We start from the raw sequence: 25,061 nt of genomic DNA on the forward strand, positions 1-25,061 counted from the left end.
CGATCCATGACTTTCCACCTGTTGACTACACATGTAGTCATGTGCATGATGACTACATGTGTAGTCACAAGGTGGATGGCATGAGTCGCAAGAGCATCGGTGATCAGGAGCTGGCCCTGCTGCAGCACATCGCGGAACACGGCGATGCGTCGGTGGGCGAGGTGGCCACGACTTTCGGCGAGCCGCGTGGGCTGGCGCGTTCGACCGTGCTGACCATGATGGAGCGCCTGCGGGCCAAGGCCTATCTCAAGCGCAAGCAGGTCGATGGCGGCGTGTATCGCTATTCCACCACCGCCCGGCAGGACGATGTGGTGCGCAATGCGGTCGGCAGTTTCGTGGAGAAGACGCTGCAGGGTTCGGTATCGCCGTTCGTGGCGTGGATGTCGCAGCGCACCGAAGTCAGCGACAACGAATTGGCGGAACTCGAGGCGCTGGTCGCCACCCTTCAATCCAAGCGCAAGGAGAGTTGAGCCATGGCCCTGGAATTCGTTTCGGAAATCCTGCTGCCGCGCCTGCTCGCCGCCAGCGTGCAGTCCACGCTGTTCGTCGCCGTGGTCTGGGCGCTGTGCAAATCGCTGCCGCGCCTGTCGGCGTCCGCGCGTGCCGGCTTGTGGTGGCTGGTGGCTCTGCAACTGGTGGTCGGCGTGCTGTGGTCCAGTCCGCTGGCGTTGCCGCTGCTTCCTGCCGAAGTGGTGGAGCAGGCCGCCGCTGTACCCTCGCAAGTGACCGTGCTTCCCACAGCGCGCGCAATAGCGGCCGTACCGCCGATGGAAAACGTATCGTCGGCGCCATTCGCGCCGTCGTCCTGGTCGTGGTCGGTCGCATCGGCATGGCTGTGGTTGCTGGGACTGAGCTTCATGATCGCGCGCACCCTGCGCGGTTATCTGGCCACACGACGCTTGCTGCGCGATTCGCGCGCCTGCAAGGACAGAACATTGCTGCATGCCCTGCAACTTGCGGCCGAAGCGCACGGCCTGCGCCGCATGCCGCACTTGCGTTTGTCGGCATCGATCGATTCGCCGCAGCTGATCGGCCCGTGGCGGCCGGTACTGCTGTTGCCCGCCGATCATCCGCACACGATGCACGCCGACGAGCTGGACATGGCGCTTACCCACGAACTGGTCCACCTGCAACGCAACGACCTGTGGTGGGGCCTGTTGCCGGCGGCCGCGCAGCATCTGTTCTTCTTCCACCCGCTGGCGCATCTGGCTGCGCGCGAATACGCACTGGCCCGCGAAGCCGCCTGCGACGCCGCCGTGCTCGCCGGCAACCGTCACTGCGCGCGCGAATACGGACGCTTGCTGATCCGTCTGGGCATCGCTCCAAGGCCCAGCGCCGGCCTGGCCAGCGCTTCGCCCACTTTCCATATCCTCAAGAGGAGACTCGCCATGCTGCAGAACACCGCCTACACGCCACGCGTCGTGGCACTGGTCATTCTCGGCGTCGTCGCCGTGCTCGGTGTGATGCCTTATCGCATCATCGCAGCGCCCGCGGCAGAAGCCGCGACCGCGCCACGGGCGCCGGTCGCGACTACGCCCAAGCCGTCGGCCGCGCCGGTCGCTGCGCCGGCTCCGCGCGTCGCGGCCACTCCGGCACCGGCCCCGACCCCTGTTGCCGCTGAGACTCCGGAGATCAGCCCGGCCGCCGGAATAGCACCCCCGCGACGGATTCCTGCGCCTCCCGCTCCGCCTGCCGCAGCGCGGATCACCCGCGGCACCTTCCATTTGTCCGCAAGCAACAACGAGGGTTACGTACTGCTGCGTGAGAACAACAGCGTGATGAACGGTTCCATGGAAGATTTGCGCAAAGCGCAGCGTCTGCAGCGCAATGGCGAGGAACTGCTGTGGTTCCGCAGGGGCAATGCGGAATACGTGGTCCGCGATGCCGCAACCCTGGAACGGTTTCGCGCCAACTACGCGGAGGTCGCGCGACTGGGCGAGTCGCAATCGGCGATCGGCAATCGCCAGAGCGGGATCGGCAACAAACAGGCCGCCATCGGCAACAAGCAGGCCGAGCTCGGCATGAAACAGGCCGAACTCGCCTCCCGGCTCGCCACCGGGCGGATGCGGGAAAGCGAAGCCGACGCGCGCATGGCGGAACTGGACCGCCAGCAGGCCGTGCTGGACAAGCAGCAGGCTGAGTTGGATGCGCCAATGGCGGAGCTGGATCGCCAACAAGCCGAGCTGGACAGGAAGATGCAGGCTGCCGATGCGCGCGCCGAGCAGCGGGCGAGGCAGCTGATCGACGAAGCCGTCTCCAAGGGCGTCGCGCAGCCGTTGAAGAAGGGCTGAGTCTTGCGCCCCGCACGTAGGAGCGACGCCAGTCGCGAAGTCCTCAACGCGTCGTTGCTGGGAGCTTCGCGACTGGCGTCGCTCCTACGTGCGGCAACGGGCTCAGTCCGGCTTCCAGAACTTCTTCTCACCGTATTTCCAGGCCCACGGCGCGCCTGTTTCGTCCAACACGAAACCGAACAGCTGCGGGAACGCCGTCTTCGCGCGCGCATCGTTGGCCAGTATCACCACACACATCGATCATTCTCCGCTTAATGCTAGATGCCGAACATCGCGCGATGTCTAGCAAAGGAAAAGAGCCGGCATGATTGCCGGCTCTGAGAGTTGAGCGGATTAGTATCGGGCGTCGTTCAGCGGCCAGGTGTGCGGCAGCATGTAGCATTGACTTGGTAGGAAATCACGCTCAAGAGCGAACCGACCAAGTCGCACTTCCAGCCGGTCGGACGTCCTGCGACTACATCGGGCTCGGAGTTGCTGATGCCGATGCCCAATGGGCCGCCGCAACCTCCACCAGTAGCGGTATAGCCTGCCGGGCAGGCTACGGACTTGGGCTGCAATCCACCGAGCAGCGCCAAGTTGCCGCTAGCCTGCGCTACCGTGCAATCAAGTTCGGTTGCTTCAGGTTCCATGTAATAGCCATCCACATCCACAATCAAAGTGGATTGCGCATCGCTGTACACGTTGAATTCGCTCGCGCAGCCCGGACGGCATAGCCGTATGTTGGATTGATCGGATGTAGTGGACCCCCCGGCGTAGTTAAGGGACGATGCGAGTGGCCTAACCTCGTTGAAAGGATAGGCAGTGAAGTATCCAGTCGTGGCCGGAAACTCGGAAACGATTTTCACGGAGATAGCCGAGGCATTCGCCGGCAATCCGCAATTGCTTGCCGCGCCGCCCTGTGCGGTGAAATCCGTAGCGGTATAGGCTTTGAAGCTGCGTGTGGCAGTTGCGGCGATCGGGCCACCGACCAAGCGCGTGTCAATTATCCGGCACGGGGTCAATGGCGTGAAAACCAAATCGCTCCCCGCTGTGCCCAATGCTTTGGGGGAGAAGCTCTGCTTTGCCTTGATTCCGCGGACATTGGACGTCGCAGTTAGCTCCTGTGTCTTGTACCCTCCTCCCAATAATTCCATGGTCATTGAGTCGTAGCTGGGCGCGCTCACGGCGCGCTCGAGATTTGAGATGTCCGCTTTGCTCAAGGTCGTCGTCATCCGTCGCCCCCATTCCGCACCGGAGACTCCATAGGTCTCCTGTACATAAGGCGACCAGCGCTGGACGATGCTGCTCGCAAGCTCTTCACGCATTTCCTCTGGCGCTATGCCCGTAGTGTTAGTACGGAAAAAGCCCAGACCGAAAGCCGCCGAAGGCAAGCCCACGAGAATAGCCATTGCAATCAGAACCTTATTCCTTGTACGCACGAGATCCCCCTTGGCTTTATGTTGTGGAAACGCTTCATGCCGTTTCGATTCGGCCATGAGCGTGTTCAACCAATAATCTCAGCGTGGAAAGTGTGCAATGTCCGCTATCGCTAACAACCCGGAGCAGGAGGCGCGGAATTCGATAATAATCTCTGCGAATTAACGTTTTGGATGTGACCTGCTACGCGAACTGGGCCAATTCATCCATTTATTGCTACCCGGTTATCATTTCCATAAGTCATCATTGCATCCAGTCTTGGGGAAGACCTATGCGTGCGCTTTCGGAAAGAATCAGATATGCCCGTGTTTTGTCCGCGACATCGCAAGCTGCACTCGCTAATGCAGTAGGTGTCCAGCGCAGTGCGGTGGCTCAATGGGAGCGCAAGGATGGTTCGCACCCTTCCATGCAGCATCTCGTCGATATTGCCGCTGCGACCGGGGTGTGCATGGAATGGTTGGGGACAGGCAGGGGGCCTATACAGCCTGAGCCGCAGGCATGGACCCAGACCATGCGGGTGGACGACTATGCCCGGGACGACATCGAGGCGCAGTGTCTAACGGGCTTGAGAAAATTGCCGCTACAACTCAGGAAGCAGATAGCATCCATGATCTCATTGGTGGCGAAGAATTTCTAACGATCGTTCGCGATGTAAATGCAGTTTCTCGTCCGGTTCGACGAAATAGAAGTTGGCGAAACCGGCGCTATGGGCCGGCAGGATGTGCGGGGTCATCGCGCGCCAGCGCTCGTCGCCGGCCAGGCTGGGCCAGTGCGCGTAAGCGTCCTTGTCCGCGTATTCCGGCAATGGCTTGACCAGGTAATCGCCGATGGATTTGTCCAGGTCCAGTTTCTTCTCCTCCACCCGTTGCATCACGGTGTAGGCGAACACGGCCTTGGTCAGCGAGGCGCCATACATGATGGTGTCCGTCCGCAACGGGTCGCCGGCGGCATTGCGCACGCCGTAGCTGCGTACCCGCACCACCTTGCCCTCGTCGATCACCGCGATCGCCAGGCCTTTGGCCTGTGTAGCCTGCATGGCGCGAGCGGCTTCGGTGTCCAGCGTCGCTTTGGTGGGAACAGCAGCATGGGCGGCCTGTAAACAAAGCAACGCGATCACGCCGGGGGGGGCAGCCGCCAAAAGTTCATCGAATCCTCCCCGATCGCAATGCGAACCTACGTGTTTTGTGTTTGCTTGCCCCCGCATGCCAGGCATTTGCGGAAATCGCCCTGCGCTCCATGATGCAGCCGGCTCAGCGGTCCGCCGCAGCCGGCGCAGCGGGGCGCCTTGCCGCTTTTCCAATTCCAGAGCCGCAGCGTGGAAATCAAACCGGTAATCAGTGCGGCCAGCAGAAATGCCGGCGGCAACCATTTCACATACGGCACCAGTGCATGCAGGCGGGACACGCCGCCGAACAACGATGTCCACAGCATGCACACCACGGCGGCCACCAGCGCCGCCAGCGCGGGCAGGTAGGCGCGCACCACCATCCAGCCGTATCGGTTCATCGCCAGCCGCCCATAGGTCCGTCGGTGCTTCCAAGTGCCGGTAGCTTACCGGGTTGTCCATCGCAAACGCAGCAGCGCGGCGCATCCCGGCGCGCCGAATCGTCATACACTCCGGGCTCCTACCGGTCTGGGGAAAACCGCGCATGAAGAAGCTCCGTCTCGGCGGCCTGGCGGCCGGAATGCTGCTGGCCTGCACCGGTTACGCACAAACGCCTGCGGCCACGCCTGTGCCCGCAGCTACCGTACTCAAGGCGGCCCACTTGTTCGACGGGCGCAGCGGCAGTCTGACTTCGCCGGGGCTGGTGGTGGTGCAGGGCAACAAGATCGTCGCCGTCGGAGCCAATGCCGAGGTTCCGGCCGGGGCCAAGGTCATAGAACTGGGCGACGCCACCCTGGTCCCGGGCTACATCGATGCCCACACCCATATTTCCTACGACCACGAAGACGACTGGGCGCAGGGTTTCTACGAAGGCATGCTGCGTTTTCCGGTGGAGCAGTCCTTCCATGCCGGCAGCAACGCCAAGGCCACGCTGAGGGCCGGGGTCACCACCGCGCGCGAAGTCGGCGCCGGCGATTTCGTGGACGTGGCGCTGCGTAACGCCATCGAAGCCGGTCTGACCGAAGGTCCGCGCATGCTGGTAGCGGGACATGCGATCGGCTCCACCGGCGGCCACTGCGACAGTTCGCCGTTTCCGCCGGAACGGGTGAAGCCGTCCGGCCCGCTGCAAGGCGTGTGCAACGGTCCCGAACAATGCCGCGAAGCCACGCGCCTGCAGATGAAGTACGGCGCCGACCTGATCAAGATCTGCGCCTCGGGCGGGGTGCTGTCCGAATCCGACCCGGTCGACGTACCGCAGCTCACCTCCGAGGAACTGCGCGCGATCATCGGCGAAGCGCACAACTGGAACCGCAAGGTCGCCGCGCACAGCCACGGCGATGCGGCCGCCAAACTGGCGGTGGAGGCGGGCGTGGATTCCATCGAACACGGCAGTTTCCTCACCACGCCAACACTGCAGCTGATGAAGCAGAAAGGCGTATATCTGGTGCCCACGCGCATGACCCAAGTGTGGGTGCTGGACAAGGCCGATACCTACCCGCCCAAGATCGGCGCCAAGGCGCGCGCGGCCGGCGCTTCGCATTCGGCCATGTTCAAGAACGCGCTGAAGATCGGTACGCCCATCGCCTTCGGCACCGATGCGGCGGTGTATCCGCACGGCATCAACGCGCAGGAGTTCGGCGACATGGTCGAACTGGGCATGTCCCCATCGGCGGCGTTGCTGACCAGCAGCCAGGGCTCGGCGAAGCTGCTGGGCATCGACAAGGAGACGGGCACGCTGGAAGCCGGGAAGTTCGCCGATATCGTCGCGGTCCCGGGCGATGTGCTGCAGAACATCCGCGCCACGGAAAAACCCTTGCTGGTGATGAAGCAGGGCGTAGTAGTCAAGCAATCCGAATAGCCAACCTGATCCCGTAGGAGCGACGCCAGTCGCGAAGCTCCGGAAAATTCCGACTCAACCGCACTCCGCAATCCTATAGAACAACATGCGCTAGGCCCTTACGCTGAGGGCGTGAGCAAATCGTCCCCATTCAATCTGAGATTGCATAAGAAGCCGGGTCACGCCGCACTGCGACGCGGCAGGGCGTCGGTCTCCGGACAGCGGTACCTGGTTACCTTTACAACGCATGGACGACAGGCCTTGTTCTCGAGCCATGCCATCGCTTTGGATGCCGCCAGGGAAATCCATGATCGGCGTTCATGGCAAAAGGCAACACTGCTGGCATGGGTCTTGATGCCCGATCACTGGCACGGATTGGTTGAACTTGGAGAAGACGAATCCTTGCCGGATCTCATGCGGGTGTTCAAAGCGAACGTATCTAGGCGGCTTCGCTTGCATTGGCCTGAACTGGGGCCGGTATGGGGGAAGTCCTTCCACGATCGTGCCCTGCGACGTGAAGAAGACGCAATCGCTTTGGCCCGATATATCGTGCTTAACCCAGTGCGTGCGGGATTGGTCTGCAAGATCGGAGATTATCCTTTCTGGAATGCGGTATGGCTCTGAGCTAGCGCCATTCTGTAGGAGCGACGCGAGTCGCGAAGCTCCGGAAAGTCGGCGTTAATAACCTGCTGTCATCCATTGATCCGTGGCGATATGTGGTGGGAGGTCTCTGAGGTGTGCGAGCTTCGCGACTGGCGTCGCTCCTACGCACGCTCAGGCCGGGGATGCGTCCCGCGCTTGCTTGCGCGCTTCGCCCAATGCCGTTTCCAGTTCCTGTAGCCGGTAAGGTTTGGGCAATACCGAAAGTCCCAGCGCTTCCGCTTTCTGCTTCGCCGCCTCCACGTGGCCGGTGGTGAGCACTACCGGAAGCCCGGGACGGCGCAACCGGATCTCCTGCGACAGGTCGATGCCGTCCAGCTGGCCGGGCATCATCACATCGGAGAACACGATGCCGAAGGATTGCCCGCCGGCCAGCGCTCCCAGCGCGGCGTCGGCGTTCTCTACGCGGGTCACTTCGTAGCCCAACGTGGCCAGCATTTCGCCGGTCAGCGCGGCCACTTCGTCGTCGTCTTCCACCAGCAGCAGCGATCCCTGCGCCTGGACCTGTTCACGGCCGGGCGTTTCGGATTCCTGCTTCTCCTCGTCGCCGACCGGCGATTTGTCGGTACGCGGCAGGTACAGGAAGACGGTGGTGCCTTTGCGCGGTTCGCTGTCGATGCGCACGGCGCCGCGCGAGGCTTTCGCGAACCCGTGCGCCTGCGCCAGTCCCAGTCCGGAACCCTTGCCGATTTCCTTGGTGGTGAAAAACGGCTCGAACACGCGCGCCAGCACTTCGGGCATCATCCCGGTGCCGGTGTCGGCGATGGACAATTCCACGTAGTCGCCGAACAGCTCCTCGTCGTTCAACGCGGGCGCGTTGCGCGCGCCGATGCGGATGGTGCCGCCGCCGGGCATCGCATCGCGCGCGTTGACCGCCAGGTTCAGCACCACCAGTTCGAGTTGGCCCGGGTCCACCTCCACCGGCCACAGCCCGCTGTCGAAAGCCACTTCCACATGCACATCGCCGCGCAGGCTGCGGTCCAGCATCTCGCGCATGCCGCCGATCTTGCGCGCCAGATTCACCGCTTCCGGGCGCAACGGCTGGCGGCGCGAAAAGGCCAGCAGCTGTCGGCTCAGGCCGGCGCCTTTTTCCACCGCCTGGCGCATGCCGGCGATCACTTTCTCCCTGCGCGCCGGCGCCAGCTCGTCCATGACTTCCAATCCGCCGGAGATCACCATCAACAGGTTGTTGAAGTCGTGCGCCACGCCGCCGGTCAATTGGCCGATCGCCTCGATCTTCTGCGCCTGCCGCACCCGCGCCTCGGCCTCGGCCAGGCGCGCCTGTTCGCTCGCGCGGTCGGTCACGTCGTATACCACCACGAACGCGCCGACCCGCTTGCCGCTGCGGTCCTTCAATGCGTTGAAACGCATGTCGTAGTGCCGCATGTCGTTGGCGGCCGAACCGAACGTCTCGGAGACATGGAAGTCCTCGCCGTTGATCGCGCGGTCCCAGAATCCGCGCATGCGTTCGCCGCGCGCGGGATCGCCTTTGAGCATCTCCAGCAGGTTGTCGCCGACCTTCGGGCGATGGCCATAGAGGCTCTCGAATTCGTCGGAATAGGATTTGTTGACCGCCAGCACGTAGTAGCACAGGTCGATGGCCATGGTATGGGTTTCGGAGAATTCCACCACGTCGGCCAGGATGTTGCGTTCGGTCACCGCATCGGCCACGCGCTGTTCCAGCGTGTCGTAGAGCTCGCGCACCGCTTCGGCGTCGGAATGGGCGCTGGTCACGTCGAAGCCTTCCATGAAGATTCCGGTTACCGCGCCCCCGGTGTCGGTGATGGGCTGGTAGACGAAGTCGACGTAACGCTCGACGCGCCGCGCGTTGGCGCCGGCGAACTCGAAGCGCGCGCCGGTGGTGGTGAAGGCCTTGCCGCTGCGGTAGACCTCGTCAAGCAGGTCGACATAGCCCTGTTTGACCGTGTCGGGCAGGGCATCGGCCACCGTCTTGCCCAGCAGGTCCTGGTTGCCGACCAGACGCATATAGGCGGGATTGACCATTTCGAATACGTGCTGCGGCCCGCGCAGCAGGGCCATGAAGCCCGGCGCCTGCTGGAACAGGTCCTTAAGCTGGTCGCGCTCGGCCAGATGATCGTGCTGGGCGAAGGGCTGTTCGCTGCTTTCCGCGCACATCACCAGTACGCCGCCCACGCCGTGCGGTGCGTCGGGTTCGTCTATGGGACTGTAGCTGCAGGTCCAGTGCGTCTCCCCGGGGGCGTCGCTACGCGTGATCGGCGCTGGCTCGTTCTCGCTCCAGACATCGCCGCGCCCCTGCATCACTTGCTCGATCCGCGGCCCGATTAAGGGCCAGATCTCTTCCCAGCATTCGTGGCCGCGTTGGCCCAGGGCGCTGGGGTGGCGCTGGGGTCCGATCGAACGGGAGTAGGCGTCGTTGTAGAACTGGATCAGCTGCGGACCCCACCAGAGCAGCATCGGGTGCCGGGCCGACAACAGCAACCGCACCGCGGCCTTCAGTTGCGCCGGCCAGGTTTCGGGAGCGCCCAGCGGCGTAGACGCCCAATCGAAGGCCCGCGTGCGCTCGCCCATTTCGCCGCCGCCTTCCAGAAAGGCGAGCGGCCGTTTCGCGGCAGCGGGCGAGATCATCGGCTTCCCCGGAAGGATCGGACGGGTCCATCTTATGCCTGACTTCCCGTGAAAAAGCCGTGTGCTGTCCACTTTCCCCTTCGCAGAAGCGGCATTTCGGACTTCAGCGCGCGAGCCGAAAATTCCTCCGGACTTCCACCGCGTTCAGCCGTGCTACTCCGCGGTGGTCGGATCGATAATGGCCAGAACTTCGGAAACGCGGTTGGCGGGAAAGCCGCCCTGTTGGGCGTGGTCGCGGACCATCTGTTCGTTCGGTGCGCGGTACAGGCAGTAGATCCTGTCGCCGGTGACGTAGCTGTGGATCCACTGGATCTGCGGGCCCATGTCGTTCAGCACGCCGCAGGAAGCCTGGGAAATGTTCTTGAGCTCCTCGGCCGACAACTTGCCGGCGCCGGGGATGTCGCGTTCGATCACGTATTTGGGCATGAGGGCGGCTCCACATGGTTGGTTCCTCCTGTAACGGCGCACGGTGATTGGTTCGGCCACACGGGCGATGCGATCGCGGTGCTGCCGATCAGGGTGCTGCCGATCAGTGCCGAATGGCAGGATCGTCCGTCGGCAGCAATTGCCAGGTATTGCGGCCGGCGCTCTTGGCGGCGTACAGGGCCGCATCGGCCGCGGCGGTCAGGTTCTTGGCTACGGCCGGGTGCGCCGAATACGCGATGCCGATGCTGGTGGTGACGTGCAAAGTGGTTCCCTCCACCACGATATCTTCGCTCATCGCCTCGATCAGCTTGCCGGCGATCGCCTCGGCGGTTTCCGGCACCGACAGATCCTCGATCAGCACCACGAATTCGTCGCCGCCCAGCCGCGCCACCAGATCGCCCGAGCGCACGCATGCGCTGAGGCGTTGGCCGAACACGCGCAGCACTTCATCGCCCGCCGCATGTCCGTGGGTGTCGTTGACCTGCTTGAAGTGATCGATGTCCATGTACATCAGCGCTACCGCCAGCCCCTGCCGCCGCGACCGCCCCAGCGCATGCGTCAGCCGCTCGTCGAACTGGCGCCGGTTGGCCAGGCCGGTCAGGCTGTCGAGATGCGCCTGCGCTTCCAGTTCGTCTCGGCTCGCCTTCAATGCCTGCTCGGCGGCCACGCGCTGTGAGACATCGCGACCGGCGAAAATGATGTCCGTGGTATCGCCGTCCGCACTGGGGATCGACCGCGCCGCGGCCTCCATCCATACGTAATGCCCGTCCTTGTGGCGCAGGCGATAGATCGCGGTCACCGGATGGCCCGATGCGAGCACCGAGGCGATCGTTTGTTGCTGCACGGCGTAGTCTTCGGGGTGCACCAGGACCTGATTGGGTTTGAGCAGCTCGGCCGGTTCCCAGCCCAGCACGTCCCGTGCCGACGGCGAAACGTAGAGCCTTTGTCCGTCCGCCCGCATCCGCACCACGACATCGTGCGAATAGTCCGCCAGCATCCGGTAGCGCTGTTCGCTCTCGCGCACGCGGGCCGTCAGCCGCGCGCGTTCGGCCATGCTCAGCGCCACCGGAAAACTCATCAGACAGGCGGTGCCGACGAACAACTGAAGCAGGATGGTGCGCTGGACAAGGCTGCTCTCATCCACCAAGGCCAGCGGCCCATGGCCCAGCGCGGTGGCGATGCCGCCGATGATGGCCAGCAGCGAAATGCCGACCACAACGCCGGCGAAGCGATGCCGGAAAACCCCGTACAGCAACGGCGGATAGACCAGGAACAACAGTGGATAAGCGGACTGGTAGAACACCGCGCCGCACACCGCAGCGATCAGCAGCATGTCGGCCAGGAAAAACCAGCGCCGCCCGGGAACGTCGCTCAGGCCGATGCCCTTGCGGTGGGCCACCAGCGTCAGCGTCGCCACGATCACCATGCCGACCACATGCGCCGAATACCAGATCAGGAAAGCGGTCAGGAACGGCGTGTGGGAAGTGGCGGACACCACTGCGCTGGCCAGCAGGCCGGAGACGGCGCAGGCCGCCAGCGTACTGCTGGTGGCGATGCCTCCCAGGCCGAGCCAACGCGTGGGATTGCCGACATCCGGGACCAGCCGCCGGACCGCGCTGGCGACGATCAGCACTTCGAGCAGATTGAAAGCGCCGAACGCGAAGCCGGAGCCCACGCTGTCGCCGGACAGCAGCCGCACCGCAAGTTCGGCGCCGAAACCGGCGCCCACATAGCCCGGCCAGAGTGCGGTCCGGCGCGACAGCAGCCAGCCGACGAATATGCCGCTGCTTACCCATACCGCGGAAACCTCGCCGGGCAGGCGCGTGACGTTCAAAGACACCCCGGCCGTGGCGCCGATCAGCAACGCCATGAGTGCCCGGTCCCGCCAGAGCCGGATGCGATGCGATTGTGAGGACGTGTCGTCGTTCAACAGTGGACATCCTGCCCAGTGCGGCACCGGAAGCTTATCGGGGCGCATGTGAGCGCATGTGATGGCCGGAGTCCACGGGGATTGCGGGGAAGTGCGGCTTCCATCACTTCACCTGCTGCGGCGCGACATATAAAGGCCCGGCACATAAAGGCCCGGCACATGAAAAAGCCCCGCCTGGGCGGGGCTTTTCTGTTGCGACTCGTCGCCGGCACGGACTCAGTAGCCCAGCGCCTGCGAGATCAGGCCGCTGGCGACTTCCACCAGCAGATAGCGGTCGTCTGCAGGGCGTACCCAGCGATAACCGCGCGGCGGCGCGGCCAGATGGTAGCGACGGTAGTCGGTCACGTAATAGCGCGGTTGCAGATAGACCACCGGGGCGTGCATGCCGCGACGATAACCGTGCTTGACCTGGCCCAGATGGCGGCCGTTGTCGTGACCACGGTCGTCATAGCGGCGGTCGTAGCGGTCGTCGTCATCGCGGTCGCGGCGGTCGTTGTAACCGTAGCGGTCGTCGTCGTAGCGGTCGTGCTTGTCCTTGTCATGATCGCGCGCCATGGCCGCGGCGGAAGACAGCAGCAGGACGGCGATGGACGTGGTGAGCAGCAGTCGTTTCATGATGGGACTCCCTGTGGGGTTGGTGCATGGCAAGGCTAGGCGTGCTTGCCTGAACAGGGATCTTTTTTGCTGACGATTGACCGCGCATGCGTTCAGGTTCGAGGATGGCAGCCCCGCTCTGCCTGCGTTTGCGCTGGAGAACCCCATGCCGTTCGTACGAATCGATCTTCTGGAAGGCAAGTCCGCCGATTACCTGGCCGGTCTCGGCGAGGTCGTCTACGAAGCGATGCGAGCGACGTTGAATGTGCCTGCCGACGACCGCTTTCAGGTCATCGCCCAGCACAAGCCTGGCACGCTGTTCATCGATGGGCGTTATCTGGGCATCCAGCGCAGCAGCGAATGCGTGCTGATCCAGGTCACCCTCAATGCCGGACGCAGCGTGGAAATGAAGAAGGACTTCTATCGAGCGGTCGCCGACGGCCTGCATGCGCGGCTCGCTTTGCGCAAGGAAGACGTGTTCATCAATCTGGTGGAAGTGGCGAAAGAGAACTGGTCGTTCGGCAACGGCGAGGCGCAGTACGCGGATCCTTGAGCGATCGGCTGCCGATCGCCGCCCAGGCCGCCATGCGGACGCATGGCGGTCATCGCACCGCATGCGCTAACGCGCGCGCGGCTTTACCGCAGGCGCGGATTTGAGCACCTCGCCTTTCTGGGCCGGGGCCACGGTCTGCAGCACACGGGTCACGCCCAGTTTTTCCACTTTGCCGCCGGATTTCTCGTAATCGGCAATATCGCTGGCGATACGCTCGCTTTCCAGGCGCTTGTGCGGATTGCCATCGCTGCCGGCGGGCGGTCCCTTGGGGGTCGGTCCCTTGCCGCTGGTTTTCTTCGCTTTCATCAATCCCCTCCTGCGGGGTGGCGGAAGCCTCATGCCTCCAGATCGGAGGCCGCCAATTGCGACTTCCACCCCCACTATGCGCCTTTAAGCGGCAGGAGGGTGTGATCGCAGTGCCGGCGAAAACCCGGGCCAGGCAACTGCTTCCGGCCAATACCGCCTCGCGGCCCGTCCTGGCGCGCACAAATGCGGTCCGGGGAACCGTTTCCGCAACAGCGCTTTCCACAAGCGGTACGGGCTGGTTCAGCGCCGCCGGCTCTTCTCGCCGCTGGAGCCGTGTTGTCTAATCGGCGCGGGGATTCGAAGCAAGGACAGGGGCGGAATGAAAAGCCGGATGCGATGGGCGGGCTTGGGGTTGCTGTGCGTGGCGGCAACGGCGCAGGCGCAGGTCGACCTGGAGCCGTTTTTGAAACGGGACATGATCAGCGCATTGAAGATCTCGCCGACCGGCGAGTACTACGCGATGACGGTACCGATGGAGGACCGCACGGCGCTGAGCATCCTGCGCCGCAGCGACAGGAAACTGACGGCCAAAGTAAGCGGCGTCAAGAATTCGCTCGTCGACGATTTCTGGTGGGTCAACAACGAGCGCCTGGTGATCAGCATGGCCGAGAAATTCGGCAGCGAGGACCAGCCCGGCCTGACCGGGGAGCTGCACGGCATCAACGCCGACGGCAGCGATTCGAGGCGGTTGTTCGCGCGCTTCGGCGTGGGAGGCGGGGATCCGGTGCCGATGGCCGCTTTCATGGTGGACACGTTGCGCGGGGACGATAGCAACGTGTTGATCAGCGTGCGTACGTTCGACAAGAATCCGGTGACGCGTGTGGAGAAGCTGGATGTCTATACGCGCAAGCGCGTGCGCGTGGCGACGGCGCCGTTGCGCGGCGCGCGGTTCGCTTCGGACGCGGCCGGGGTAGTGCGTTTCGCCCAAGGGGCGGACAACCAGAACAACAGCAAGCTCTATTACCGCGAAGACGACAAAGCCGAATGGCGTTTGCTCAACGACGAAGCGCAGACCCACCGCCGCGAATGGCCGTTGGGACTGTCGGAGGATGGCGCGAGCGCCTATCTGCAGGCCGAGAACAACGAAGGCACCGACGCCATCGTGGTCATGGACCTGGCCTCGGGCTCGCGTACCGAGAAGCTGCGGGATCCGGCGGTCGATCCCTATTCGGTCATCCACGATCGCAGCGATTGGATCCCGATCGGCGCTTTCTTCATGCACGAACGCATGCAGACCCGTTTCTTCGACAATCAATCGAAGACCGCCAGGCTCTACCGCACGCTGGAGAAGGCGTTCCCGGGAAATGCGGTGCATGTGACCTCCTCCACCGCCGACGGCAAGCTGCTGGTATTCAGGACCTGGAGCGATACCAGTCCCGGCGACTACTACCTCTACGATGCCGAAGACCGCCGCGCCGATCTGATCTTCAGCCAGCGCAGCTGGTTCGATCCCGAACATATGGCTCCCTTGCGGGCCATCGAACTGAAGGCGCGCGACGGCTTGACGCTGCGCGGTTATCTGACCGTGCCCAGGGGCGCCGAGGCGAAGAACCTGCCGATGGTGGTCGTGCCGCACGGCGGTCCGTACGGCGTTTTCGACGAGTGGGGCTTCGACGACGAAGCGCAGATGCTGAGCCAGGCCGGCTACGCGGTGCTGCGCGTCAACTTCCGCGGTTCCGGCAACTACGGCAGGAGCTTCCTCGGCGCGGGCGCACGCGAGTGGGGTTTGAAGATGCAGGACGATGTGACCGACGCCACCCGCTGGGCGATCGCGCAGCAGATCGCCGATCCCCGGCGCATCTGCATCTATGGGGCCAGCTACGGCGGTTACGCCGCGCTGGCCGGAGTGAGCAAGGAACCCGACCTCTACCGCTGCGCCGTCGGCTACGTGGGCGTGTACGACCTGACCATGATGCATAGGGTCGAATCGCGCGAAAGCACCTCCATGCGCAACTGGACCGCGGACTGGCTGGGCGAACGCGATTCGCTGGCGGCGGTATCGCCGACCAGCAACGCCGCGCGCATCAAGACGCCGGTGTTCCTGGCCGCAGGCGGCGAGGACGAGACCGCGCCCATCGCCCACAGCAAGCGCATGGAAAAAGCCTTGAAATCCGCCGGCGTCCCGGTCGAGACGCTGTATTTCGACACCGAAGGCCACGGCTTCTACACCGAACCGCACCGGCGCGAGTTCTACACCAAACTGCTGGATTTCCTGAGCCGCAACCTTGGCGGCGCCAAGGCCAAGTAGCTCAGGCGCCCACGCGCCTGCGTACCGCGTCGATGTCGCGCACCGGCCGCACCTCGATGCAGCCGGTCGCGGCCCAGGGGAATTCGGCGGCGATGCGTACCGCTTCGTCGATGTCCGCGGCTTCGACCAGATTGAAGCCGCCCAGGATTTCCTTGGTTTCCGCGAACGGACCGTCGACGACGCTGGTGCGGCCGTTGCGGATGCGCACGGTCTTGCCGGTGGAGGCGGCTTCGAGCTGCATGGATTGCTTCAGCTTGCCTTGGGCGCGCAGCTCGTCGGCGTGGACGAAACAGCCGTGCATGGTGCGGTCGAACTCTTCGGCGGGCATCGCGCCGACCAGCGATTCGTCGTTGTAGATCAGGACCAGGAACTGCTGCATGGCGGCCTCCGCGTAAGGGCTGCCACAAGTACCGGTTGCCCGGCGCCAGGTCAAGCTGCGCCTGCGCAGGGATTCATATTCCCGTATCCGGGACAGCCATGGTGGCCCGGCTCCGGTAGGATTCACGCACTTCATCGCACCGATGCGGGAGCGCCGTGCAGTCCATCATCTCCATCAACAAGCTAAGCAAGACCTACGCCTCGGGCTTCCAGGCGCTCAAGTCGGTGGATCTGGAGATCCGCAAGGGCGAGATCCTGGCCCTGCTGGGCCCCAATGGCGCCGGCAAGACCACGCTGATCAGCATCGTCTGCGGCATCGTCAATCCCAGCTCCGGCAGCGTGACTGCCGACGGCCATGACATCGTGCGCGACTACCGCGCCGCGCGCAGCAAGATCGGGCTGGTGCCGCAGGAGCTGTCCACCGATGCGTTCGAGACGGTATGGGCCACGGTCAAGTTCAGCCGCGGCCTGTTCGGCAAACCGCCCAATCCGCAATATCTGGAGAAAGTCCTGCGCGATCTGTCGCTGTGGGACAAGAAGGACAGCAAGATCATGACCCTGTCCGGGGGCATGAAGCGGCGCGTCTTGATCGCCAAGGCGCTGTCGCATGAGCCGACCATCCTGTTCCTGGACGAACCCACCGCCGGCGTCGACGTGGAGCTGCGCCGCGACATGTGGCAGATGGTGCGCAACCTGCGCGAGAGCGGGGTGACCATCATCCTGACCACTCACTACATCGAAGAGGCCGAGGAAATGGCCGACCGCATCGGCGTGATCAGCAAAGGCGAACTGATCCTGGTCGAGGACAAGCACGTGTTGATGCGCAAGCTGGGCAAGAAGCAGCTGACCCTGCAGTTGCAGACTCCGCTGCAGCGCCTTCCCGAGGAATTGTCCGGACTTGCGCTGGAACTGACAGACGAAGGCCACGCGCTGGTCTACACCTTCGACACGCAGACCGAGGAAACCGGGATCGCCGCGCTGCTCAAGCGTCTGGGCGAGCTGGGCATCGACTTCAAGGATCTGCATTCCAGCGAGAGTTCGCTGGAGGAGATCTTCGTCAGTCTGGTGCATGGCGGCAAGCAGGAGGCACGCGCATGAGCACGCTGCTCAATTGGCACGCCATCCGCGCCATCTACCGCTTCGAAATGGCGCGAACCTTCCGCACGATCACTCAGTCCATCGCTTCGCCGGTGCTGTCCACCTCGCTGTATTTCGTGGTGTTCGGCGCGGCCATCGGTTCGCGCATGGGCGATATCGACGGCATCAGCTACGGGGCCTTCATCATTCCCGGCCTGATCATGCTGTCGCTGCTGAACGAAAGCATTTCCAACGCTTCGTTCGGCATCTACATGCCCAAGTGGGCGGGCACCATCTACGAGCTGCTGTCGGCGCCGGTGTCCTACATCGAAGTGGTGATCGGCTATGTGGGGGCGGCGGCCAGCAAGTCGCTGATTCTTGGCATCCTGATTCTGGTCACCGCGCGCATCTTCGTGCCTTACGAGATCGCGCACCCGTTCTGGATGCTGTGCTTCCTGCTGCTGACCGCGGTGACCTTCAGCCTGTTCGGTTTCATCATCGGGCTGTGGGCCGACGACTTCCAGAAACTGCAGGTGATCCCGCTGATGGTGGTGACGCCGCTGACCTTCCTGGGCGGCGCGTTCTATTCCATCAGCATGCTGCCGCCGGTGTGGCAGAAGATCACGCTGTTCAATCCCGTGGTCTATCTGATCAGCGGATTCCGCTGGAGCTTCTACGGCGTGGCCGATGTGAATGTGGGCATCAGTCTGGCCGCCATCCTCGGCTTCCTGGCGCTGTGCCTGGCTGTGGTGTGGTGGATCTTCAAGACCGGATGGAAGCTGAAATCCTGAGCTGCTGCTGGAGCTTCGTAGGTCGGGGCTACGCCCCCGACACATGGAAATCCGAAACCACCCGTGCGTTGGGGGCGTAGCCCCGACCTACTCATGGCTCTTGGCGCTGTTCGCGTGACAGCGCCCGCTGGATATCCTCCAGCCCATGCCCGCGCGTCTCGATGCCGCTGCGCAGCAGCATCACGCCCGAAACCGCCATCGGCAACGCGATCAGCAGCGCCGACAGCAGGAAGTTCTCGAAAAAGCCGACCACGCCCAGGCCCGCGCCCAGAATGCCGCCGAACTTGGAGCTGGCCGCGACCACGCCCGAGCCGGTCGCGCGCAGATGCACCGGATAGATTTCCGCCGCATAGGGGATCAGCATCGCGATCACGCCGCTGACGCTGATCAGCAACGCGGCGGTGGCCACGACGGTAGCGGTCGCCGACTGCAGCTGCATCCAGCTCATCGCGCAGAACGCCAGCAGCGACAGCGTGGTCAAGGCGATGAACAGCACCAGTGCGCGGATGCTGCTCCAGTGGTGGTAAAGCCACACCACCACGGCGATGCCGGGCAGCGCCAGGATCGCCGAACGCGCCAGCAACGCGCTTGCGCCCTTGGCGTCAACGCCCAGTTCCACCAGATTGGTGGGCAGCCACAGCAAGAAGCCGAAGTTCGCCAATCCCCACGCCACGCCGCAGACCAGCAACCCCCAGGTGATGCTGGCATGGCGGCCGCGCAGCAGCTGGCGCATGCCCACCACCGGATGCTGTTCGTCGATCACGCTGCCGGCCGCATCGGGAGAGTCGTCCGCCTCGATCGCGGCAGGAGACGCGCCGGAGAATTTCTTCAACACCGCGCGCGCTTCGTTCTCCAGCCCCGCGTTGGAAAGGAAGCGCGGCGATTCGGGGATCCAGCGGTTTAGGAACACGATCAGCGCGCCGGTCGGCAGGCCCAGCAGCCACAGCACGCGCCAGCTGAACATCGGTTCCAGGATGGCCGCCGCGCCCGAGGCGAGCAGGTAGCCGGCGGAAGTGCCGATGCCGCCCAGAGCCACCAGCAGCCAGCCGCGGTGCGCGGCGGGAATAGTCTCGGCCATCAGGGTGAAGGCGATGGGCAGCAGGCCGCCCGCCGAAGCGCCCATCAGGAAGCACATGGCCAGGTTCCAGTTGAAACTGGGCATGGCCCCGCAGATCGCCGTGCCCATGAACATCAGCGCCGACAGCAGGATCGCCGCGCGGCGTCCGAACAGATCGCCCATCCGCCCCCATAGCACCGAACCCACGGTAGTGCCGGTCAGCGCGAACAACGCCAGCAGGCTGGCCTTGGCCTTGGTGATCTCGTACTCGGCGCTCATGCCGGGCATGACGAAGCCGAGCGTGGCCGGCTTCATCACATCCACCGCCAGCGCCACGATCAGCACGATCACCAGCGTCCAATGCTCGCGATTGAGCGGAACGCCGTCGGCGATATGGAAATAGCGGTGGTCGCGCGCGCCCTGCGCGGTGTTGCGCATCTGCTCCATGCGCGGCATCAGCCCGTACATGGACAGCGCCAGGCCGACCGGGATCAGCGCCATGCCGATCCACATCTCGGTGCTCATCGGCATGCCGACCATCTGCCAGTGCGTATGCTGGCCCATCATGAACATCGGCACGTGGGCCAGGACACCGGCCAGCACCAGCAGGCACCCGAACCAGAACGCGAACGGGTGGTGGAACGAGATGCCGCTGGTTTTCATGGGATTAGCTGCGCCCGAGGTGCGCGCAGCCTAGCAAATGGCGAGGCCCGCACCGGCGGAGAACGGCGCTTTCAGGCGATATCGCGGTAATACGCGACCACTTCGCCCTTGACCTTGATGGTCATCGGGTTGCCGCGGCGGTCCTTCGACTTGCCGACCTGCACGCGTATCCAGCCCTCGCTGACGCTGTATTCCTCCACGTTGTCGCGCTCGATGCCGTTGAAACGGATGCCCACGCCACGGTCGATGGCGGTCGCGTCGTGGAAGGGGCTGGCGGGATTGATGGCCAGATGGTCGGGAGGCGTGTCGGACATGGTGGCGGGTCAACGAAGTCAAAATGAGGAACGACAGGATAAACGAAGCAAAGAGGAACGACGTGGGGTGGGCCAGGGCCCACCCTACGGTTGCGTGGCTTGCGTCTTGGCGTTGCGGATCACCGCGCGCACCAGTTCGCGGTCGGTGTGGCGGGAAATCGCTACCGCCCCCAGCCGCAGCGCCTGTTCGCGCAGTTCAACAGTCACGTCGTAGTGCGCGCCGCTGGTCTTGTCCTGGAAAGCGCGCCGCGGCATGCCCAGTTGCGCGGCCATGGCGTGCAGTTCGTCCAGCGTGTCGGCCATCAGATGCGCCCAACGCTGGCCGCGCCACCAGGTCACCGCATCGTCTACGTAAACGGTCATGCGGCCAGTTTTCCATAATTGCCGGGCATCCGCGAACGATAGCTTTCCGGGGCCGATTGGAGTCGGATGGGGAAACGCTTTCCAAGTCGCCCGCCAAGCGCCACTATCGATGCCCGAATCCGTTTTCCCCAGCTGCCGCCATGGCCATGCCCGACAACGAAGCCGACTACGGCGACAACGAAGCCGATCCCCAGGACCTCGAGGAAGCCGACGAACTGACCACCGAGGCGCTGGTCTGGCAGTTGCTGCTGCTGGTCAATCCCGGCGACGAGGAAACCGCCCTGCGCCAGTTTTCGCATTACCGCGAGGCGCTGCAGGAAGCCGGTGAAGAAGCCGAGCCGGTGTGGGTGCTGAAGGATGCGATCGATTGGACCTCCGGCTTCTTCGTCGACTGGAAGGACAAGGAGTCCTTCATCGACAGCGTCACCGAGCTGGTGCGGCGCTGGAACCTGGAGATCGACTGGGGCGGCGATCCTTCGGACGAGGATTTCCTGGACGGCACCGATGTGCCGGCGCTGATGTCCACCGCCTACGACCGCCTGCGCGAACACGGCTACACCCTGTGGACCTGGGATACGGGCAGCGACAGCTATGGCGGCTGGATCACCTCGAGCCGCGACGAAGAAGCCATGCGGCTGGTGGCGGTGGCGCTGAACATCGAGCTGCGTCCGGGCAGCGATTCGTTCTAGCTGCCCGGCGAGCGTGCTGCCTGCGATGCGTTGGCCGCCCGATCGGCGGGCTTACAAGCATCGCAGGCAGGACTCCGCCGCAGGCGTGCGGATTGCTCTTCTTGCTACTCTTCCTCGTCGCCGCCGATATGCAGGTCGTGGTTGGCGCATGTGTTCATGGACAAACTCCTGGTGAGAGGTCGCCGGCGAGCGGAATTGCCGCCGGTCCCGCTTTGTAGGCGCGCAACCGTTAATCGGTTGCGACGGACGCGCTATGTTTTCTTTACACCTCGCTGTCGATCCGGCCGCGGCCGGCTCAACTCTTGCGCAGGCGCGGTTTGAACGGGCCAGCGCAACGGATGTGGGATTCGATGTGCATCCGCGCCAGTTCCAGATAGTTGGTCTTGGGGCCGCTGCCGCTGCCGTGCACTTCGCCCAGATACTCGCCATCGGCCCATACCCTGCCGACCCATTCGGCTTCCGCCTCGCCGATGGTCAGGGAGACCGTGTAGCGCATGTCCTTGTCGTCCAGGTTCTTGCAGCCGTAGACCATGGGGAACTGGGCGATGAACACGGTGTCTTCCGCCAGCCGTGTCAGGTGCTGGCGGGTGCCCTCGACGATCTTCTTGCGCGCATGTTCGACCACCGTATCGACCGCATTGCGGACGTATTCGGACCGTTCCATGAAAGGGTCTATCGCTTCGGCCGGGTGGTAGGCGTTCTTCTTGATCCAGTCGATGAACGCCATTTCCAGCTCAACGGAGCCGGCTTTGAGCTTCTGGTTCATGCAGTGCTACTCCAGGATGCCGCGCGCCGCTCCCAGAAGCGCGATGGCGGCAACGCGAGGAGCCCGATTGTGTGGAACAAAATGTTAAGGACATGCGAGCGCAGCCAGGGAGTATTGCGATCCGGCGGAATTCCCGCCGTCGCGTTCAGCGCTTGAGCCGCACCATGCTCTGCAGCAGATGCTCCATGATCGTCGGCATGTCGCCGCATTTTCCCATGTGAACGGGCGAGGTCTGGATGATTGAACTGCGTTTGGCGGTGAGCCAGTGGAAGCGCGCGCGCTGCGGCAGTAGGCCGATGGGCCCGGCGCCCGGTCCGCCGCGGCAGATCGCGGGAATGGTATCCAGATGCCGGCGCAGCGATTCCATGTCCAGGTCGGGCGCAAGCGCCAGCACGCGGGCTTCGTCCAGTTCGATGCGCGCTTCCAGGTAACGCGAAGCTTCGCAGGAAAGGATCACGCCGACATTGACGAATTCCTCGCGCTCCACCCGCGGCACCACCCGGACCACCGCATAGTCGTAATGGTTGTTGCCGGGATTATCGGCGCGCATGGATCGCCTCCTGCACGAAAGACTGGCGCTCGTCCAGGCGCCGCAACAGATACTCCACATAGGCGGCGCGTTGCGTGGCCGGGTCGGCGAAGGCGTCGGCATTGAGCAGCCAGCCGTCCGGCACCTGCGCCACGATGCCCTGCAGGACGTTGCGGTCGAGCTTCGCCGCAAGCGCCGCGTCCGCTTCGGGCAACGCCGCCGCCCACGGCAGCAGCACGTGGTCCTTGATCAACTTGAACGGATTGCCGGCATTGGCGCTGCCGCCGTCCCAGCCATGATGGAAATACAGCGCCGCGCCGTGATCGATCAGGTGCAGCCGCCGGTGCCACATCAGCAGGTTGGTGTTGCGCGGCGTGCGGTCGACGTTGCTGACATAGGCGTCGAACCAGACGATCCGCGAGGCGAGTTCCTCCGAAGGTTGCTCGGCCAGCGGATCGAAGTTCACCGCGCCCGGCAGGTAGTCCAGGGCCAGGTTCAAGCCTGCGCTTTCCCGGATCAGGTGCTGGATTTCCGGGTCCGGTTCGGTGCGCGCCAGCTCGGGATCCAGTTCCAGCAGCACGATCTCGGGGATGGGCAGATCCAGCGCGCGGGCGATTTCCCCCGCGATCAGCTCGGCCACCAGCGCCTTCGCGCCCTGGCCGGCGCCGCGGAACTTGAGCACGTACATGCCTTCGTCGTCGGCCTCGACCACGGCGGGCATCGATCCGCCTTCGCGCAGCGGGGTGACGTAGCGGGTGGCGGAGACGGTGCGCAGCGGCATGCGGCTAGGATACCGGCTCTGGCCAGCGGGATGTCGGGAAAAGAACAGCATTGCCGCCGTGCAGGCGCATCGTGCAGGCCGCATCCCTGTGAAGAAAGCGGCGGTACCGGCAAGCCCGTAAGCATCATCGTTCTTCGTCATCCCAGCGAAAGCTGGAATCCATCTTGATTTTGCTTTTTTTGCTTCCGCAAAGAAAATACGAACGGAAAAGGTATGGAAAAGGTATGGCCGAAATAGGTCCCAACTTTCGCTGGGATGACGGATGAGGTGATGCTTAGGCCAAGAGCAGCCGAGCAAGCTCGGCACTACAAGGCCAACGACGCTCCACTGCGGCGGGCACTCGCCTGCGCCGCGGCTATCGTTGCATCAGCGCGCGCTGAGCTCTGCTTCCGGTTTGAATTCTCGGCGCAGCCAATCGTCCAGCAGGCCTTTTTCGTAACGCAGCGGATCGCTGTTGCTCAGCATGCTGTTGCCCATGAGGAACGCGGTGTCGACCAGCTTGCGTTCGCCCTGGTCGATGACATTGCCTTGTGCGTCCGTGCGCTTGAAGGTCAGCGAGATACGCGGCGGGTAGATGTCGCGCACGAAGCGCGTGTCCTGCAGGTTGGGTCCGCGCCAGGGCTCGTACTGGCCGGCGCGCTTGATGTCGGTAATGGTGACCTGCAGTCGCTCGCCGGGCGGCAGCTTCTTGGCGGCGCTATTCTGCAGATACTGGGCCAGTTGTTCGACCCAGTTGCCGCGCTTGGCTTCCCAGCGGTTGCCGCTGTAGCGGATATCGGAGAACTGCGCGGGATCGGTCCAGTCCACGCTGACCGGGCCTTCGGCGGGCAGACTGCGCGGGGCGTCAGGATCGGTCACGTTGCGCGACTTGGCGGCCACCGGACCGGCGAGGAACAGCGCCAGCAGGATGCCTGCGAACAGGGAAGATGTTTTCATGGGGATGACTCCGTTGACGGGAACATTGCGGGAGCGCACGGCGGCAACGCGATTCTGCTCTCCTCGGCTTCCCATACGCGGCAAACCCCGGATTCGTTGCGCCGCCGTTGCGCCGCGTTCAGCGGAGCGGCGCGCCGTCAGCCCGCGGAGCCCGCCTCCGCACCGCCGCGATGCAGAGGATCGGGCAGCGCCGCCCCTTGTTCGGTGAAACCCAGCGATACCGAATTGAGGCAATGGCGCTCGCCGGTCGGCGGGGGGCCATCCGGGAAAACGTGGCCCAGGTGGCTGCCGCAGCGCGCGCAGACGATTTCGGTGCGGATCATGCCGTAGCTGGTGTCGCGGAGGGTCTTCACATGCGCATCGTCGTAGGGCTTGAAGAAGCTGGGCCAGCCGGTGCCGGAGTCGAACTTGGCGCTGGACCGGAACAGCGGAAGCCCGCACAGCCGGCAGGTGTAGACGCCCTCCAGCTTGTTGTCCAGGAAGACGCCGCAGAAGGCCGCCTCGGTTCCGTGCTCCAGCAACACCCGGCGCTCTTCGCTGTTCAGGCCATCGATCAGCTGCTGGCGCTGGGCGGGGCTGGGCGGGGCGAGGTCGAATGCGCTCATGCGGGACTCCTGGTCGAGGTTGAAGTTTGCAGGGTCGGATATTCGCTGCGCGCGAAGGCCCATGAAGCCTGCCTGGCTGCGATATGGGGATGCGCTGGCCCTATTTCCACAGAGATACCGCTTTGGAAATCAGGAGCGA

28 protein-coding genes are annotated in these 25,061 nt (G+C 64.0%); 10 read left to right on the top strand and 18 right to left on the bottom strand.

What is annotated here, in order from left to right:
• The first annotated feature begins 80 nt into the window (after nt 1–80).
• Both CSC73_RS06175 and CSC73_RS06180 read left to right on the top strand, forming a co-directional pair.
• Nucleotides 81–470: a BlaI/MecI/CopY family transcriptional regulator gene (locus tag CSC73_RS06175; protein ID WP_163839551.1), complete on the top strand. Its 390-nt coding sequence runs from the start codon at nt 81–83 to the stop codon at nt 468–470.
• Between the two features lie 3 nt (nt 471–473).
• A complete protein-coding gene (locus CSC73_RS06180; RefSeq protein ID WP_163839552.1) occupies nt 474–2,291 on the top strand; it encodes a M56 family metallopeptidase in 1,818 nt (605 codons plus the stop codon).
• Between the two features lie 102 nt (nt 2,292–2,393).
• Here CSC73_RS06180 and CSC73_RS18550 read toward each other — a convergent pair whose 3' ends face one another.
• Together CSC73_RS18550 and CSC73_RS06185 are read right to left on the bottom strand one after the other, a co-directional pair.
• The gene (locus tag CSC73_RS18550) at nt 2,394–2,528 is read right to left on the bottom strand and encodes a hypothetical protein (protein ID WP_281352872.1); all 135 of its coding nucleotides are present in this window, start codon (nt 2,526–2,528) and stop codon (nt 2,394–2,396) included.
• Nucleotides 2,529–2,641: 113 nt separating this feature from the next.
• A complete protein-coding gene (locus CSC73_RS06185) occupies nt 2,642–3,766 on the bottom strand; it encodes a hypothetical protein (RefSeq protein ID WP_163839553.1) in 1,125 nt (374 codons plus the stop codon).
• Between the two features lie 212 nt (nt 3,767–3,978).
• On the opposite strand from CSC73_RS06185, the gene CSC73_RS18645 reads away from it, so the two are divergent.
• Nucleotides 3,979–4,344: a helix-turn-helix domain-containing protein gene (locus tag CSC73_RS18645; protein WP_163839554.1), complete on the top strand. Its 366-nt coding sequence runs from the start codon at nt 3,979–3,981 to the stop codon at nt 4,342–4,344.
• Here CSC73_RS18645 and CSC73_RS06195 read toward each other — a convergent pair.
• Entirely contained in the window at nt 4,321–4,845 is a 525-nt protein-coding gene (locus tag CSC73_RS06195; protein ID WP_211840832.1) for a serine hydrolase domain-containing protein, read from the bottom strand. The two genes, CSC73_RS18645 and CSC73_RS06195, sit on opposite strands and share 24 nt — an antisense overlap.
• A gap of 35 nt (nt 4,846–4,880) precedes the next feature.
• Complete coding sequence (locus tag CSC73_RS06200; RefSeq protein ID WP_163839556.1) at nt 4,881–5,195, bottom strand: hypothetical protein; 315 nt, start codon at nt 5,193–5,195, stop codon at nt 4,881–4,883.
• Between the two features lie 161 nt (nt 5,196–5,356).
• Between CSC73_RS06200 and CSC73_RS06205 the strand changes: the two genes are divergently transcribed.
• Nucleotides 5,357–6,670 (top strand): metal-dependent hydrolase family protein, encoded by a 1,314-nt coding sequence (locus CSC73_RS06205; protein ID WP_163839557.1) that lies wholly within the window; start codon nt 5,357–5,359, stop codon nt 6,668–6,670.
• Nucleotides 6,671–6,781: 111 nt separating this feature from the next.
• Nucleotides 6,782–7,273 (top strand): REP-associated tyrosine transposase, encoded by a 492-nt coding sequence (locus CSC73_RS06210; protein WP_281352873.1) that lies wholly within the window; start codon nt 6,782–6,784, stop codon nt 7,271–7,273.
• A gap of 150 nt (nt 7,274–7,423) precedes the next feature.
• Here the strand turns inward: CSC73_RS06210 and CSC73_RS06215 are convergent, their stop codons facing one another.
• From CSC73_RS06215 to CSC73_RS06230, 4 genes are all read right to left on the bottom strand, one after another.
• Nucleotides 7,424–9,916: a PAS domain-containing protein gene (locus CSC73_RS06215; protein ID WP_163839558.1), complete on the bottom strand. Its 2,493-nt coding sequence runs from the start codon at nt 9,914–9,916 to the stop codon at nt 7,424–7,426.
• Nucleotides 9,917–10,069: 153 nt separating this feature from the next.
• Nucleotides 10,070–10,342, bottom strand: coding sequence for a DUF4242 domain-containing protein (locus CSC73_RS06220; protein WP_163839559.1), 273 nt, complete (start codon nt 10,340–10,342; stop codon nt 10,070–10,072).
• A 103-nt stretch (nt 10,343–10,445) separates the two neighbouring features.
• Nucleotides 10,446–12,272, bottom strand: a complete 1,827-nt coding sequence (locus tag CSC73_RS06225) for a sensor domain-containing diguanylate cyclase (RefSeq protein WP_163839560.1) — start codon at nt 12,270–12,272, stop codon at nt 10,446–10,448.
• A 216-nt stretch (nt 12,273–12,488) separates the two neighbouring features.
• The gene (locus tag CSC73_RS06230) at nt 12,489–12,887 is read right to left on the bottom strand and encodes an RcnB family protein (RefSeq protein WP_163839561.1); all 399 of its coding nucleotides are present in this window, start codon (nt 12,885–12,887) and stop codon (nt 12,489–12,491) included.
• A gap of 145 nt (nt 12,888–13,032) precedes the next feature.
• On the opposite strand from CSC73_RS06230, the gene CSC73_RS06235 reads away from it, so the two are divergent.
• Nucleotides 13,033–13,419, top strand: a complete 387-nt coding sequence (locus tag CSC73_RS06235; protein WP_163839562.1) for a tautomerase family protein — start codon at nt 13,033–13,035, stop codon at nt 13,417–13,419.
• A gap of 66 nt (nt 13,420–13,485) precedes the next feature.
• Here the strand turns inward: CSC73_RS06235 and CSC73_RS06240 are convergent, their stop codons facing one another.
• Nucleotides 13,486–13,725, bottom strand: coding sequence for a hypothetical protein (locus CSC73_RS06240; RefSeq protein ID WP_163839563.1), 240 nt, complete (start codon nt 13,723–13,725; stop codon nt 13,486–13,488).
• A 319-nt stretch (nt 13,726–14,044) separates the two neighbouring features.
• Between CSC73_RS06240 and CSC73_RS06245 the strand changes: the two genes are divergently transcribed.
• Nucleotides 14,045–15,973 (top strand): alpha/beta hydrolase family protein, encoded by a 1,929-nt coding sequence (locus tag CSC73_RS06245; protein ID WP_163839564.1) that lies wholly within the window; start codon nt 14,045–14,047, stop codon nt 15,971–15,973.
• Nucleotide 15,974: 1 nt separating this feature from the next.
• On the opposite strand, the gene CSC73_RS06250 is transcribed toward CSC73_RS06245, so the two are convergent.
• Nucleotides 15,975–16,352: a YciI family protein gene (locus CSC73_RS06250; protein ID WP_163839565.1), complete on the bottom strand. Its 378-nt coding sequence runs from the start codon at nt 16,350–16,352 to the stop codon at nt 15,975–15,977.
• 155 nt (nt 16,353–16,507) lie between these two features.
• Here CSC73_RS06250 and CSC73_RS06255 point away from each other — a divergent pair, with 155 nt between their 5' ends.
• Entirely contained in the window at nt 16,508–17,449 is a 942-nt protein-coding gene (locus CSC73_RS06255) for an ABC transporter ATP-binding protein (protein WP_163839566.1), read from the top strand.
• Nucleotides 17,446–18,219 (top strand): ABC transporter permease, encoded by a 774-nt coding sequence (locus tag CSC73_RS06260; RefSeq protein WP_163839567.1) that lies wholly within the window; start codon nt 17,446–17,448, stop codon nt 18,217–18,219. Before CSC73_RS06255 ends, CSC73_RS06260 begins: the two co-directional genes overlap by 4 nt.
• 91 nt (nt 18,220–18,310) lie before the next feature.
• On the opposite strand, the gene CSC73_RS06265 is transcribed toward CSC73_RS06260, so the two are convergent.
• The 3 genes from CSC73_RS06265 to CSC73_RS06275 form a co-directional block, all read right to left on the bottom strand.
• Nucleotides 18,311–19,939, bottom strand: a complete 1,629-nt coding sequence (locus tag CSC73_RS06265) for an MFS transporter (RefSeq protein ID WP_163839568.1) — start codon at nt 19,937–19,939, stop codon at nt 18,311–18,313.
• 71 nt (nt 19,940–20,010) lie between these two features.
• On the bottom strand, nt 20,011–20,253 hold the full coding sequence (locus tag CSC73_RS06270) for a DUF3297 family protein (protein ID WP_163839569.1): 243 nt from the start codon (nt 20,251–20,253) through the stop codon (nt 20,011–20,013).
• Nucleotides 20,254–20,337: 84 nt separating this feature from the next.
• Nucleotides 20,338–20,616 (bottom strand): DUF4031 domain-containing protein, encoded by a 279-nt coding sequence (locus tag CSC73_RS06275; protein ID WP_163839570.1) that lies wholly within the window; start codon nt 20,614–20,616, stop codon nt 20,338–20,340.
• Between the two features lie 146 nt (nt 20,617–20,762).
• Between CSC73_RS06275 and CSC73_RS06280 the strand changes: the two genes are divergently transcribed.
• On the top strand, nt 20,763–21,305 hold the full coding sequence (locus CSC73_RS06280) for a DUF6630 family protein (protein WP_163839706.1): 543 nt from the start codon (nt 20,763–20,765) through the stop codon (nt 21,303–21,305).
• 295 nt (nt 21,306–21,600) lie between these two features.
• Here CSC73_RS06280 and CSC73_RS06285 read toward each other — a convergent pair whose 3' ends face one another.
• The 5 genes from CSC73_RS06285 to msrB form a co-directional block, all read right to left on the bottom strand.
• Nucleotides 21,601–22,071: a hypothetical protein gene (locus tag CSC73_RS06285; protein ID WP_163839571.1), complete on the bottom strand. Its 471-nt coding sequence runs from the start codon at nt 22,069–22,071 to the stop codon at nt 21,601–21,603.
• A 145-nt stretch (nt 22,072–22,216) separates the two neighbouring features.
• A complete protein-coding gene (locus tag CSC73_RS06290) occupies nt 22,217–22,621 on the bottom strand; it encodes a DUF3037 domain-containing protein (RefSeq protein ID WP_163839572.1) in 405 nt (134 codons plus the stop codon).
• The gene (locus CSC73_RS06295) at nt 22,608–23,375 is read right to left on the bottom strand and encodes a HipA family kinase (protein WP_163839707.1); all 768 of its coding nucleotides are present in this window, start codon (nt 23,373–23,375) and stop codon (nt 22,608–22,610) included. Before CSC73_RS06295 ends, CSC73_RS06290 begins: the two co-directional genes overlap by 14 nt.
• A 372-nt stretch (nt 23,376–23,747) precedes the next feature.
• A complete protein-coding gene (locus tag CSC73_RS06300) occupies nt 23,748–24,317 on the bottom strand; it encodes a DUF3016 domain-containing protein (RefSeq protein WP_163839573.1) in 570 nt (189 codons plus the stop codon).
• A 137-nt stretch (nt 24,318–24,454) separates the two neighbouring features.
• On the bottom strand, nt 24,455–24,922 hold the full coding sequence (gene msrB / locus CSC73_RS06305; protein ID WP_163839574.1) for a peptide-methionine (R)-S-oxide reductase MsrB: 468 nt from the start codon (nt 24,920–24,922) through the stop codon (nt 24,455–24,457).
• Nucleotides 24,923–25,061 lie beyond the last annotated feature (139 nt).

Origin of the sequence: Pseudoxanthomonas sacheonensis, assembly GCF_010093305.1 — a bacterium.
GTDB lineage: Bacteria > Pseudomonadota > Gammaproteobacteria > Xanthomonadales > Xanthomonadaceae > Pseudoxanthomonas_A > Pseudoxanthomonas_A sacheonensis.

Bases quoted from the DNA above. Each gene is read 5' to 3' on its own strand.
- CSC73_RS06175 (WP_163839551.1), top strand. From the start codon at position 81: ATGAGTCGCAAGAGCATCGGTGATCAGGAGCTGGCCCTGCTGCAGCAC.
- CSC73_RS06180 (WP_163839552.1), top strand. From the start codon at position 474: ATGGCCCTGGAATTCGTTTCGGAAATCCTGCTGCCGCGCCTGCTCGCC.
- CSC73_RS18550 (WP_281352872.1), bottom strand. From the start codon at position 2,528: ATGTGTGTGGTGATACTGGCCAACGATGCGCGCGCGAAGACGGCGTTC.
- CSC73_RS06185 (WP_163839553.1), bottom strand. From the start codon at position 3,766: ATGGCCGAATCGAAACGGCATGAAGCGTTTCCACAACATAAAGCCAAG.
- CSC73_RS18645 (WP_163839554.1), top strand. From the start codon at position 3,979: ATGCGTGCGCTTTCGGAAAGAATCAGATATGCCCGTGTTTTGTCCGCG.
- CSC73_RS06200 (WP_163839556.1), bottom strand. From the start codon at position 5,195: ATGGTGGTGCGCGCCTACCTGCCCGCGCTGGCGGCGCTGGTGGCCGCC.
- CSC73_RS06205 (WP_163839557.1), top strand. From the start codon at position 5,357: ATGAAGAAGCTCCGTCTCGGCGGCCTGGCGGCCGGAATGCTGCTGGCC.
- CSC73_RS06215 (WP_163839558.1), bottom strand. From the start codon at position 9,916: ATGATCTCGCCCGCTGCCGCGAAACGGCCGCTCGCCTTTCTGGAAGGC.
- CSC73_RS06220 (WP_163839559.1), bottom strand. From the start codon at position 10,342: ATGCCCAAATACGTGATCGAACGCGACATCCCCGGCGCCGGCAAGTTG.
- CSC73_RS06230 (WP_163839561.1), bottom strand. From the start codon at position 12,887: ATGAAACGACTGCTGCTCACCACGTCCATCGCCGTCCTGCTGCTGTCT.
- CSC73_RS06235 (WP_163839562.1), top strand. From the start codon at position 13,033: ATGCCGTTCGTACGAATCGATCTTCTGGAAGGCAAGTCCGCCGATTAC.
- CSC73_RS06240 (WP_163839563.1), bottom strand. From the start codon at position 13,725: ATGAAAGCGAAGAAAACCAGCGGCAAGGGACCGACCCCCAAGGGACCG.
- CSC73_RS06245 (WP_163839564.1), top strand. From the start codon at position 14,045: ATGAAAAGCCGGATGCGATGGGCGGGCTTGGGGTTGCTGTGCGTGGCG.
- CSC73_RS06250 (WP_163839565.1), bottom strand. From the start codon at position 16,352: ATGCAGCAGTTCCTGGTCCTGATCTACAACGACGAATCGCTGGTCGGC.
- CSC73_RS06260 (WP_163839567.1), top strand. From the start codon at position 17,446: ATGAGCACGCTGCTCAATTGGCACGCCATCCGCGCCATCTACCGCTTC.
- CSC73_RS06265 (WP_163839568.1), bottom strand. From the start codon at position 19,939: ATGAAAACCAGCGGCATCTCGTTCCACCACCCGTTCGCGTTCTGGTTC.
- CSC73_RS06270 (WP_163839569.1), bottom strand. From the start codon at position 20,253: ATGTCCGACACGCCTCCCGACCATCTGGCCATCAATCCCGCCAGCCCC.
- CSC73_RS06275 (WP_163839570.1), bottom strand. From the start codon at position 20,616: ATGACCGTTTACGTAGACGATGCGGTGACCTGGTGGCGCGGCCAGCGT.
- CSC73_RS06280 (WP_163839706.1), top strand. From the start codon at position 20,763: ATGCCCGACAACGAAGCCGACTACGGCGACAACGAAGCCGATCCCCAG.
- CSC73_RS06285 (WP_163839571.1), bottom strand. From the start codon at position 22,071: ATGAACCAGAAGCTCAAAGCCGGCTCCGTTGAGCTGGAAATGGCGTTC.
- CSC73_RS06290 (WP_163839572.1), bottom strand. From the start codon at position 22,621: ATGCGCGCCGATAATCCCGGCAACAACCATTACGACTATGCGGTGGTC.
- CSC73_RS06300 (WP_163839573.1), bottom strand. From the start codon at position 24,317: ATGAAAACATCTTCCCTGTTCGCAGGCATCCTGCTGGCGCTGTTCCTC.
- msrB (WP_163839574.1), bottom strand. From the start codon at position 24,922: ATGAGCGCATTCGACCTCGCCCCGCCCAGCCCCGCCCAGCGCCAGCAG.